This window comes from Chitinophaga sp., assembly GCF_039596155.1.
Lineage (GTDB): Bacteria > Bacteroidota > Bacteroidia > Chitinophagales > Chitinophagaceae > Chitinophaga.
In genome coordinates, this window is record NZ_JBCNKF010000003.1 from 64,879 (window position 1) to 78,336 (window position 13,458).

Genomic DNA, 13,458 nt, shown 5'->3' on the forward strand with positions numbered 1-13,458 from the left:
GGAATAGGACCCCATATCTGCATCCTATTTGTAACGGAAACCGTAGTGACAACGTTTAATAATTCCCGCTCAGACATATGAACGTCTGCCTGCAGGGGGCTTTGAAATATCAAAGTGTGTCACTACCGGTCTTAAATCAGTTTTTAATATAAAAGCTATCCAAACATGCGCCTGATCGTAGCTATTTTTATTCTATTTTTCATTAGTACAACAAGTACCATGGCTCAGTTTAACTATGACAACCACTGGAAGAAAGTCCAGGAGTTAGATAACAAAGGCCTCCCCAAATCAGCCCTGGAAGAAGTCAATGTAATCTATAAGAATGCACTGCAACAGAAGAACGAAGGTCAGCTGCTGAAAACACTGATCTTTCGCATTAAGTACGTAAACATTAAAGAAGAGAATCCAGCTACCGACGATAACCTCAAGGTGGTCGATGAACAAAATGTTGTGTTTACCCCTACTATCCGCGCCATCCTGCAAAGTATGCGGGCGGAACTCCTCTATCACTACCTGGATAATAACAGGAGTAGAATCTATAGCCGTACCGCTATAGAAAATGATACTTCCACTGACATCAGCACATGGACGCTGGACAGGCTCAATAAGGAAATTGCAGCTGCCTACAACAGTTCTCTGAAAGATGCTGACCTGCTCAGGAAAGTGAATGTGAAAGATTATGCCGTCATCCTCACGAAAGGCGAGAACAACGATCAGCTGCGTCCTACACTTTACGACCTGCTCGCCCACCGTGCGCTGGATTATTTCAAATCAGGGGAATTCAATTACAGGCAGGCCAAACAGTTTGAACTGCTGGATCCTGCTGCTTTTGCACCCGCTGCTACCTTTGCCAGTCATCACTTTGCGACGCCAGATACGACCTATTATCAGTACAAAGCACTCTTACTGATACAGGACCTGCTTCGCATTCACTCACAGGGCAGCAAAACTGCCCTGCTGGATATAGACCTGGAACGCATAGCATACATGAACAGCGTAGCTGTTATGCCTGACAAACAACAGCTGTATATCAAACAGCTGGAGGCCATGCAACAAGCTTATGCAGGAGAGAAGGAAGTAACACAGGTAATCTACCTGGTGGCAAATTACTATCGTGAAATAGGTAATGGTAAGGAAAATAATGGAGACCTGACACCGTCTGCTGCTATGAAAAAGGCGGTTGCTTTATGTGAGCAGGCTATCAAACAGGCTCCTGCTTCTATCGGTGCTGCCAACTGCAAATCCCTGTTGCAGTCTATTCAGTCCAAATCAATGCAGCTGACCACCGAACAGGTGAACCTGCCGGATGAACCTTTCCGTGCCCTGATCAGCTATAAGAATGTAAATAAAATGTACTTCCGCATCGCTAAGATCGATGAAAGCTTCCGTGCTAAATTAAAAGCACAGCTGGAATCAAATGAGGGATATGAAGAGCGGAATAAGAAATACTGGAACCTCATTCTGGGTAAAAAAGCAGACCGTACGTGGGACGTAGCTTTACCAGGTACAGATGACTATCGTGAACATACCGCAGAAGCAAAAATAGATGCGTTGCCGTTAGGGCTGTATATGTTGGTGGGTAGTATGAACAATACCTTTACTAAAGAAGAGAATATCATTTCGTTGCAGTTCATTCATGTATCTAACTTAAGTTACATCGCCCGTTCCTCTTTTGATATCAAAAATGGGAAAGACCTGTATATACTGCACAGGAAAACAGGTGCGCCGTTGCAGGGGGTGAAATTCAACGTGTATACCCAACAGAACAATGGTAAGTTCAAGGCGACTCAGTCTGCTGTCTCCCAAAACGATGGTGGTGTAGCGTTGAAATCGGAAACACAGTACAGTAACAACAGGTATGAGCTGATCATGAATGCTGATACCCTGGCGCCTGATGATGATAACTACGTGTACCACTACGATTATTATCATAACACCCAGGATACTCCCGATCACCAGACCTTCCTCTTTACGGACAGGGGTATTTACCGTCCGGGCCAGCTGGTATACTTTAAAGGGCTGGTAATAGGCCGCGGAAAAGTTGCGGCTGACAGGAATGTTCTTCCCAACTATAAAGTTACCGTACGACTGATCAGCAGTAACGGTCAGCAGGTAGATTCAATGGAAATGACCACCAATGAATATGGTTCTTATTCAGGTAAATTCAGGTTGCCGGAAAACCAGTTGAATGGCGAATTCCGTATTGATGAAGATAAGCATGCAGGCAGTATCTCATTTAGTGTGGAAGAATACAAGCGTCCTAAATTCTACGTGGAATTTGATACGCTGCATGGTACTTACCGCCTGAATGATACCATCAAAGTGAAAGGAAAAGCGTTGGCTTATGCGGGGAATAATATTGATGGTGCAAAGGTGACCTACCGTGTGATGAGACAGGCTCGTTTCCCATACTGGTGGATGTTCAGAAAAGCGCCGGTTTATAGTCCTGCACGACAGATTGCAACGGGTACAACTGAAACAGCGGCAGATGGTAGCTTCGCGGTAAACTTCCCTGCGCTGCCCGACCTGAATATTGCTGCATCGCAGAAACCTGTCTTTACTTATTTCATCGAAGCAGATATTACGGATGTAAATGGTGAAACCCGTTCAGGTAACCAGCGCGTGAGTGTAGGATACCAGGCAATGGAAATTGGTATTGGACTGAGTGATCGTGTGGTGGCAAAGGACTTGCAGAAAGTAAATATCTCTACAGAAAACCTGAATGGTGTATTTGAAGCTGCTGATGTAGCTATTACGCTGAAACCATTACAGCATCCGGGTCGCTTGGTACGTGAGCGATACTGGGATAAACCTGATCAGTTTATTCTCTCCCGCGAAGCGTTTGAAAAGGCATTTCCGCATGATATTTACAATGATGAAGATGATCAGAATACCTGGAAAAGAGGCAATGCCATCGTGAACAAACAGCTCAGAACTAACCCGGCTACACAGGTGCAGTTGGCCGCTACATCGCTGCCTGCGGGATGGTATGAACTGGAAGTAAGTACAACTGATAAATTTGGCGAGAAAGTTATTCAAAAGAAAACTTTTGAACTGGTGGATGGGAATGCAAAAACCGTTTCCTATCCTGTATACAACTGGTCTTATGCTAATGCAGACATGATGAAACCAGGTGAAACTGCTCATTTCCTGCTGGGTTCATCTGCACCGGATCTGCATATTATTGAAACAACCGTTTCTAACCAGGCTGACCCTGCGAACAATGCGTTCACGATCAATGATGGTGTGACTGACCGGAAATATGATATAAAGGAAGCTGATAGAGGAAATGTGAATGTGCAATATGTCTTTGTAAAAGAAAACCGTGTTTATACAGAGGCGAGAACTATTGTTGTGCCATGGAGCAATAAAGAACTGGATGTAACCATTCAGTCGCATCGTGATAAGATCCTGCCTGGTGCAAAAGAAGAGTGGCGGGTAACGATCAAAGGTGAAAAACGCGATAAGATAGGTGCTGAGTTGCTGGCTGCTATGTACGATGCATCGCTGGATGCATTCAGGGCAAACCAGTGGACTGTTCCGAATATTTATCCGGGTACACCGGAGCTTTCACCCTGGGATGGGCATACCAACTTTAAGCGCGAAGATGCAGCGGTTTATACCTTTATCACAGATAAATCATCTTATGATAATCGTGTGGTTACCTATGATGCGCTGAACTGGTTTAATGCGATTGATAATGGTATTACTGTGATTGATTTTGGAGATGCGAATGGTGTACAACCCGTGAAAGTGACTGGTTATGGAGCAGGGTATAATGGGCGTTATATAAGGTTAAGAGGAAGTGCCGTGGCAGACAGGTCGAAAAAAGAGTTAGCAAAGCCGGCAGCGGCAGCAGCTCCGATGGCTGTAATGGCCGAAGCCGCACCCGCTCCGCCTATGAACGATATGCTGGCTGGAAAAGCCAGTGGTATTGTTGCCCAGTCACAGGACAGTTCAACGGCAAAACCACAGGAAAAAGTAGCGCCCCGTACCAACTTCAATGAAACTGCTTTCTTCTTCCCGGACCTGCGCACCGATGAAAAAGGTAATATCACTTTTAGCTTTACAGTGCCTGAAGCCCTGACCCGTTGGCGCTTTATGAGCCTAGCTCATACAAAAGATGCTGCATTCGGTTACGCTGAAAGCAGTGTCATGACACAAAAGCCACTGATGGTGCAGCCAAATGCACCCCGCTTTGTGAGGGAAGGTGATAAGATCATCTTCTCTGCCAAGATCAGTAACCTGGCTGACAGTGCATTGACTGGGGAAGCGCGTCTTGAACTGCTTGATGCCACTACCATGAAACCTGTAGATGGCTGGTTCCAGAATGTATATCCTGCACAGCACTTTACGGTGCAGAAAGGACAAAGTACAGCTGTTACTTTCCCGTTAGAGATCCCATACAAATTTAGCAGCACCCTGTTGTACCGCGTAGTGGCTACTGCCGGTCAGTTCAGCGATGGAGAAGAAAACGCGATACCGGTATTGACAAATGCGATGTTGGTCACAGAGACACTGCCACTGGCTATGCGCGGGGATGGTAAAAAAGAATTTACGTTCGAAAAATTACTGAAGAGTGATGCTTCTGAAACGTTACAGCAACATGCACTCACCGTTGAATATACCGGCAATCCTACCTGGTATGCAGTACAGGCATTGCCTTACCTGATGGAGTTCCCATATGATTGTTCCGAACAGGTATTCAATCGTTATTATGCCAATGCACTGGCTACTCACATTGTGAATAAGCTGCCTGGTGTAAAAAGCATGTTCGAAAAATGGAAGACTACTGATACAGCAGCACTGCAAAGTAACCTGCAAAAGAATGAAGAGCTGAAAAGTGTATTGTTGCAGGAAACACCATGGGTACTGGCTGCACAGAACGAAGCTGAACAGAAACGGAATATCGCCCTGCTGTTCGATTTGAACAGGATGAGTGCTGAACAGGCAAAAGCTTTGTCTCAGCTGCGTGAGAAGCAACTGCCCAACGGTGCTTTCCCATGGTTCAATGGTATGTGGGAAGATCAGTTCATTACGCAGTATATCCTGGCTGGGGTAGGCCGCCTGCAGCAGGTAGGTGTTACCAATGATAAGAATGCGGACGCTATTGTGAATAAAGGATTAGCTTATGTAGACAAGAAGATGGATGATTGGTATCGTGAGCTGAAACGTAATAAAGCAGACCTGAGCAAGCAGCATATTGGTTACATCGAATCGCACTACCTGTACATGCGTAGCCTGCTGAACAAGCCAGTGGAAGATAAGTACAAAGAATCTTACAACTTCTACCTGGCACAGGCTAAGAAATTCTGGTTGCAGCAAACGACCTATACCCAGGCAATGCTGGCGATCGTGCTGAATGATAAGAACATCATCCGCTCATTGAAAGAAAACGCTACTAACAACCAGGAAATGGGTATGTACTGGAAGAATGTAACGGCAGGTTACTGGTGGTACCAGGCACCTATCGAAACACAGGCTATGCTGATTGAAGCGTTCCACAAAGTTGGACAGGATTCAGTTGCTGTAGCGGATATGAAGACATGGTTGCTGAAGAATAAACAAACCAACAACTGGCATACGACCAAAGCAACTGCAGATGCTTGTTATGCGATGCTCCTGGGCGGTGGCAACTGGCTCTCTGCAAATCCTGCTGTTACCATCCAGTTGGGTAACACTACTGTGAAGGAAGAAAAGAAAGAAGCGGGTACCGGCTATTTCAAGAAGCAATTCAACAATGAAGATGTAAAACCAGCAATGGGTAAAATAGAAGTGAAAGTAGCCGGTAGTAATGGTCAGCCTTCATGGGGCGCTATATACTGGCAATACTTTGAGCAGCTGGACAAGATCACGGCTGCTGCTACGCCCATGACGCTGCAGAAAGAACTCTTTATTGAGAAGACAAATGACAATGGTCCGGTATTGACCGCTATTCAGGATGGCAATCAGCTGAAAGTAGGTGATAAGGTAAAAGCACGTATTGTAATGAAAGTAGATCGTGATATGGAATACGTACACCTGAAAGACATGCGGGCTGCATGTTTTGAGCCTACCAATGTAATTAGTCAGAGTGGCTGGCAGAACGGGGTAAGTTATTACCAGAGCACAAAGGATGCTTCTACTAACTTCTTCTTTAGCCGTTTACCCAAAGGTACTTATGTGTTTGAATACAGCATGTTCGTCACCCACGACGGTAACTTCAGTAATGGTATCAGTACAGCACAATGTATGTATGCACCTGAGTTTAGTGCACACAGCGAAGGCATTCGTGTGAAGGTGACTGAATAACTGTTACATACTTAGCAAATAAAAAATAAAGCTTCTGCCTGCGGGTGGAAGCTTTATTTTTTATTTGCAACCTTTTTACCCCACGGCTGTCTTTATTAAAGTAAAGACAGCCATTTTTCGTTAGTGAACATCCCTTGTATCAAAATCGGACAATATTTAAATACCAGGATTGTCTAAACTGTTGAGAATCAATTTCATCACAATGTGGCACTTTTTTAGTCCACACCAAGATTTCCGGTCATGAAGCAAACTATCTGTATTATCCTTGTCATACTGCTGACGGTCAATGCTACCGCGCAGCAGATGAAGGTCATCAAAGACTCCCTGTACTCTGACAATCTGAAAGAAGAGCGTCAGATAGAGGTCGAATTACCAGATGATTATGATCCCGCTTCCGGGAAAAAATATGAAGTGATCTATGTGACGGATGGCGAGTGGAATAATGACATTGTTGCACACATGCAACGTTTCGTACAGATCCAGTTTATACCTCCATGTATTGTAGTCAGCATGAAGCATATGGGATTTCGTGACCGGGACTTTACACCCAGCCGTTTGCCGGGCAATCCCCGCTCAGGTGGCGCCGATAAATTCCTCGCATTTATGAAGACTGAACTGATGCCTTACATTGAGAAAAAATACCCTGCACGAGCTGACAACAGGGTATATGTGGGCTCTTCGCTGGCTGGTTTGTTCGGGATGTATGTTTTTCTGCAGGATCCGCTGTTGTTCCAGTCGTACCTGATTTCTGACCCGGCTATGTGGTGGGACAATGGTATACTGCTCAAAGAAACTGGCGATAAACTGGCGGGTATGAGCAATGTACATGCATCACTGTACATCACCGGCAGAGAAGGAGCCGCATTACGTGAGATGGGTGTCTGTCAGCTGGATTCCATTTTTAAGGCAAAAGCGCCGGCATCACTACATTGGAAGGTAACGCCTTATGCAGGAGAAACGCATAATAGTATGATCTTTAAAACCGTATTCGATGGGTTGAAATTTACCTGGGCAGGATATACAACTGATCCGCCAAGATACCATCCGATGACGGGGATTGTGCTGAAGGATAAATCATTTCCTCTTTACATCTGGCCTGATGAAAGATCTGACTGGCATTATACTACAGATGGAACGGTACCAACATCAGCTTCTCCACGCATAACCGGTAAGCTGGATCTCACTATCACTGAGCAGTTTGTGATCAAGTCTGTTTGTGTGAGAGATGAATACAGTGATACTGTGCGCGGTACTTTTAAAGTAGGCAATACATTGCCGGCTGTATCACTGCCTAAGAAGGCGAAAGCTGGTGGACTGGATACATTGCAGGGGCAACTGAGTGGTGGCATTAAAATCGATACAGATGGTTATTACATCTTCTTTGTCAATACAGAAGACAGTATAAATATTTCAATTGGCAATGTGGCTTTCGATAAACAGAGTTTTATCGTGCCGTTACAGAAAGGTTATTATCCATTAAAAGTGACTTACAAAGGTTCTGCACCCGGTATAGAATGGGTGGCGCCGACAAGTCCTGATTCAGGACCAGTGCCGGCTACAGCGCTATACCACTATAAATAAAGTTATGATCAAGCGTTTCCTTAAAAAGTACAGCATCCTCAACATTTTCGGATTAGCTATCGGTATTGTCTGTGCCGGTGTCATCTTTTTGTGGGTAGAAGATGAAGTACAATTTGATAGCGTGAATCAGAAGAAGGACCGATTATACGCGGTGTTGTCCAACTGGCAATATGATAGTTATATGCCTACATTCTGGTCATCGGCAGGCCCATTGGCACCTGCTATGAAAACTGACATACCGGGTGTAGTGAATGCTTTCCGTATGACGGAGGGTGCTGCTCCTGCATTGATGAGTCATGGAGATCAGTCTGTATATTCCGATGGCCGGTATGCTGATCCCGCTGTCTTTGATATGTTGACTATACCATTTGTAGCAGGTGGTACTTTTAAAGAACTGCATTCCATCGTGATCACAGAAAAGATGGCAAAGAAGTGCTTTGGGGATGAAAAAAATGTGATCGGGAAAACGCTGATGATGGATAAAAAGGAAGTGTATGTAGTGAGTGGGGTAGTCAAAGACTGGCCTTCGAATGTCACCTTTAAACCGGAGTGGATAGCGCCATTTGAAATAATGGAAAAGGCCAATCCTTACCTGGCAAATTGGGGTTCCAATTCATTGACCACGGTAGTAGAGCTGGCACCCAATGCAAATGTGGAGGCGATCAATAAGCAGTTGTATAATTTTGTGCAGCGGCATGCACCATCTGCACTGAATCATATCTTTTTGTTTAGCATGAACAGGTGGCGCCTCTATGGTAATTTTGATAACGGGAAGCCTGCTGGTGGCAGGATCCAGTATGTGAGAATGTTTACGTTGATTGCATGGATCATACTCTTTATTGCATGCATCAACTTTATGAATCTTGCTACGGCCAGTAGCGAAAAACGAGCAAAAGAAGTGGGTGTCAGAAAAGTAATGGGTGCTTCCAAAGAGGGACTGATACTACGGTTTATGGGAGAAGCCATGCTCACATCGGCTATTGCATGTGTATTGGCGGTGGTACTCATCTGGACTTTATTGCCCTATTGTAACCTGATGTTAGGGAAAGAATTGGAAATGCATATTCTTAAACCCTTGCATATTGGAGTACTGGCAGGCATTATACTCATTTGTGGATTGGTGGCGGGTAGTTATCCTGCATTATATCTTTCTTCTTTCAATCCGGTGGCGGTGTTAAAAGGGAGTAAGCGTACTTCCGGCAGTGCTGCCTGGATCAGGAAAGGATTGGTGATCCTGCAGTTTACAATATCGATTGTATTGATCATCAGTACAATCATCATCTATCAGCAGATCAGTCATGTGAAAGGACGGAATATGGGGTTTGACAGAAGTAATATAGTGGGTATGAATATTACATCGAATGTCGTGAAAAGCTATCCTTCGATCAGGCAGGACCTGATGAATACCGGTGTAGTAGAAAGTGTGGCGATGGCAGATCACCCGGTGATCGATGGCGGTAATAATACGGATGAAATATTCTGGGAGGGAAAGCCAGCAACACAAAAAGTACTGATTTCAACCCGCTTTATCAGTGCGGAATACCTGTCGACCATGAAGATGCAGATAAAGGAAGGAAGAGATTTCCGTGAGGGAGACAGTGGAAGTGTGGTGATCACAGCATCATTGGCAAAGCTCATAAGTAGTGGCAGTGTTATTGGCAAGGAATTGAAAATACCATGGGACATGGCAGGTAATGAGCGTCACTTCACGATTGTAGGGGTGGTGAAGGATTACATGTATGGCAATATGTATGGTTCGCCCGATCCGCTGGTATTCTTTTGTTTCCCTGAAGCCAGCAATATCCTTTACGTCCGTATGAAGGCGGATGTACTTCATGAGCGGGCATTAAGCAAAATAGGAGCGGTGATGGTAAAAGATAATCCTGCCTATCCGTTTGATTACGTGCTGCTGGAAGATCAGTTTAACAGTCTTTTTAACAGTGAAATGCTGGTAAATAGATTGTCAACAGTATTTGCCATTATCGCAATCATCATTTCCTGTATGGGATTATTTGGACTGGCTACCTATATGGCAGAGCGCCGTACACGGGAAGTGGGTATTCGCAAGGTATTGGGTGCGAGCGTGGGAAGTATCATGACATTGTTATCCAAAGACTTTTTGAAACTTGTGGGTATTGCTGTGTTACTCGCATTTCCGCTGGCATGGTATGCCATGTCAACCTGGCTGCAACAGTATGCTTACAGGGTAGATATCCATTGGTGGGTATTCATGGTGGCGGGTATGACGGCGATGATCATTTCTTTAGTGACCATTAGTTTTCAATCAATTAAGGCGGCGCTCATGAATCCTGTGAAGAGTCTGCGGGCAGAATAAGTCATTTATTCCATTGACCGTTATCATCCGTCTCTACAGATTTTCGCATTATTTTGCATATCAAATGAATGTAGATTATCTGGTAGTCGGTCAGGGCATCGCAGGTACGATGCTAAGTTACAGCCTGATGCAGGCTGGAGCTTCTGTACTCGTTATAGACGAGTACAAGGAAAATAGTTCTTCCCGTGTGGCAGCAGGTGTGGTGAACCCGGTATCGGGCAGACGTTTTACCGTGGCATGGTTGTATGATGAAATCTACCCGGTTGCCTTACGCACCTATCGTGAGATGGAAGGATTGCTGGGTTTACCTGTATACAAGGAAAGGGATCTGTGGACGGTATTGCCATCAGAGCAGCTGAGAACGGCGTTCTTTGACAGAACGACAGGGTTGGACTATATGCGACTGCCGTCAGACGCGGCCATTGCCCATTATGATCAGTGGCTGGACCAGCCTTTTGGTGCTGCTATTATTAGGGGGGGAACTGTATTGTTGCAACAGTTGCTGCCGATCTGGAGAGAATACCTGAAAAAGCATCATTCCCTGCTGGAAGAACGGTTCCAGCATTCGAAACTACAGGCGAAGTCAACCAGCGTGACATATGGCGACATCCATGCCCGGGCGCTCATTTTCTGTGATGGGGCCCAGACGCCTCACAATCCCTGGTTCAGTACAATCCCTTTCCTGTTGAACAAGGGAGAGGTGCTGACAGTAAGGGTGCCGGGGTTTGAAACAGCAGACATTGTAAAAAGAAGTATATCTATGGTACCGGTGCCAGGGCAGCGCGACATCTACTGGGTAGGTGCAACATTTGCCTGGGATTACCCGGATGAAAACCCTACTGCTGAAAAGCGGGCTTTTCTGGAAAGCGGGCTTCAGCAGTTATTAAAGGTACCTTATGAGGTACTGGATCACCAGGCGGCAGTACGGCCCAGTGGCACAGATCGCCGGCCGATGTTGGGAATGCACCCTGAAATGCCGTCTCTTGGTTTATTTAATGGCCTGGGCACCAAAGGCTCCAGCCTGGCACCTGCCATGGCGGCCCAAATGACGGCTCATTTGCTGCGTAATGCCCCACTGTGGCAGGAAACCGATATTAAACGGTTTTTTAACAGGTACAAAGGTTAGAAATGCTGGCAGCAAACGTTATCTTTGCCGACCTACCCGGAAAACTGCCGGGTCGGTTGAAAAGATATTTAAGAGCAACACATAAGGTATAGTATATGTACAGAACGCACACCTGTGGCGAGTTACGACTGGAAAACATTGGCACACCTGTAACACTGGCCGGTTGGGTACAGACAGTCAGGAAATTCGGAAGCATTACTTTCGTGGATCTGCGTGACCGCTATGGTATCACGCAATTGTTGTTTGGCGAGGCCCTCAATCCACAACTGGACGAGCAGCCCCTGGGCCGCGAGTTCGTGCTCCAGGTAGAAGGTACCGTCACTGAGCGTTCTAATAAAAATAAAAATATCCCTACCGGTGACATTGAAATCACTGTGGGCAAATTTACCATCCTCAATAAAGCACAAACGCCTCCATTCACCATCCAGGATGATACAGATGGTGGAGACGAGCTGCGTATGAAATATCGCTACCTCGATTTGCGCAGAAACATCGTTCGTCAGAACCTGGAGCTGCGTTATCGTGTGAATAGGGCCGCACGTAACTTCCTGGACAGCAGGGGTTTCATGGATATTGAAACACCTTTCCTGATCAAGTCTACACCAGAGGGCGCCCGCGACTTCGTGGTACCAAGCCGTATGAACCCGAACGAGTTCTATGCGCTTCCACAGTCTCCACAAACCTTCAAGCAGCTGCTGATGGTAAGTGGCTACGACAGGTATTACCAGATCGTAAAGTGCTTCAGAGATGAGGATCTCCGTGCTGACCGTCAGCCGGAATTCACCCAGATCGATTGTGAGATGAGCTTCGTAGACCAGGAAGATATCCTGAGCAACTTTGAGGATATGCTGAAATATATCTTTAAGGAGATCAAAGGCATCGAGTTTAAAGAAGCATTTCCTCGTATGACTTACGACCATGCAATGGAGTTTTATGGTAATGACAAGCCGGACATCCGTTTCGACATGAAACTGGTGAACATGAACGATACTGTAAAAGGCAATGGCTTCAAAGTATTTGACGAAGCAGAGCTGGTAGTAGCGATCTGTGCAAAAGGCTGTGCTGAATACACCCGCAAGCAGCTGGATGAGCTGACTGAATGGGTAAAGCGTCCGCAAATCGGAATGACCGGACTGATCTACGCCCGTTATGGAGCAGATGGTTCGATCAAAAGTTCTGTGGATAAGTTCTTTGACGAAAGCAAGCTGAAAGGTTGGGCAGAGAAAACCGGTGCACAACCTGGAGATCTCATCCTGGTGCTGGCTGGCAAGGAAGAGCGTACCCGCAAGGCAATGAGCGAACTGCGCCTGGAAATGGGTGAACGCCTGGGCCTGCGCAATAAAGATGTATATGCGCCGTTGTGGGTGGTAGACTTCCCGCTCTTTGAATATGACGAGGAAGATAAACGCTGGGTAGCTAAGCACCATCCGTTTACATCTCCGAAGCCGGAACAGATCAGCTGGATGAACGATTTGTCTAAATATGCTGATATCAAGGCCAACGCATACGATATCGTACTGAACGGTACAGAAGTAGGTGGTGGCTCAATCCGTATCTTCCAGCGTGACCTGCAGGAAAAGATGTTTGCAGCGCTGGGCATGGACGAAGAAGAATTCAATCATAAGTTCGGCTTCCTGCTGGGAGCTTTCGAATATGGCGCACCGCCACATGGTGGTATGGCATGGGGCTTTGACAGGCTTTGTGCTTTACTGGGTGGTAGTGAGAGCATCCGTGACTTTATCGCCTTCCCGAAGAACAACTCGGGTCGCGATGTGATGCTGGATGCACCGAGTGCAATCGACCAGAAGCAACTGGACGAACTGCAGATCGCCCTGAAGTAATGGCATGGTATTTGCCAATGGCAGCATGCATTTAAGCAACTGAAATCCCCCTTGATACTGTGAAAATGCGGTTTCAAGGGGGATTTCCGCAAACTAACGGAGGCACAATATTTACTGAATCCCAAAGACTTATGTAAATGTGGCCCCTCATTCCTACAAGATTTTGATATTTAATAATCACATTGTAAAAACTTTTAAACTATATTGCCGGTAAGAAGGAATGTTTCTGGCGCCTGATAAGGATGAGATTGACAAAACACAAATTATTCAGTACAAGAAAAATT

Annotated in this window: 5 protein-coding genes; all 5 read left to right on the plus strand. The window is 45.7% G+C overall.

Translation table 11 applies throughout. The features are described 5' to 3' along the window. The first annotated feature begins 165 nt into the window (after nucleotides 1-165). The 5 genes from ABDW33_RS03960 to aspS all read left to right on the plus strand — a co-directional run bounded on the left by ABDW33_RS03960 (nucleotide 166) and on the right by aspS (nucleotide 13,174). On the plus strand, nucleotides 166-6,291 hold the full coding sequence (locus ABDW33_RS03960; protein WP_343688770.1) for an alpha-2-macroglobulin family protein: 6,126 nt from the start codon (nucleotides 166-168) through the stop codon (nucleotides 6,289-6,291). A gap of 240 nt (nucleotides 6,292-6,531) precedes the next feature. After that, a complete protein-coding gene (locus tag ABDW33_RS03965; protein WP_343688771.1) occupies nucleotides 6,532-7,872 on the plus strand; it encodes an alpha/beta hydrolase-fold protein in 1,341 nt (446 codons plus the stop codon). Between the two features lie 4 nt (nucleotides 7,873-7,876). Further along, the gene (locus ABDW33_RS03970) at nucleotides 7,877-10,207 is read left to right on the plus strand and encodes an ABC transporter permease (RefSeq protein WP_343688772.1); all 2,331 of its coding nucleotides are present in this window, start codon (nucleotides 7,877-7,879) and stop codon (nucleotides 10,205-10,207) included. A gap of 64 nt (nucleotides 10,208-10,271) precedes the next feature. Beyond that, nucleotides 10,272-11,333 (plus strand): FAD-binding oxidoreductase, encoded by a 1,062-nt coding sequence (locus ABDW33_RS03975; protein ID WP_343688773.1) that lies wholly within the window; start codon nucleotides 10,272-10,274, stop codon nucleotides 11,331-11,333. 95 nt (nucleotides 11,334-11,428) lie between these two features. After that, nucleotides 11,429-13,174 carry an aspartate--tRNA ligase gene (gene aspS / locus ABDW33_RS03980; protein WP_343688774.1) on the plus strand — a complete coding sequence of 582 codons (1,746 nt, stop codon included), beginning with the start codon at nucleotides 11,429-11,431 and terminating at the stop codon, nucleotides 13,172-13,174. The last annotated feature ends 284 nt before the right edge of the window (nucleotides 13,175-13,458 follow it).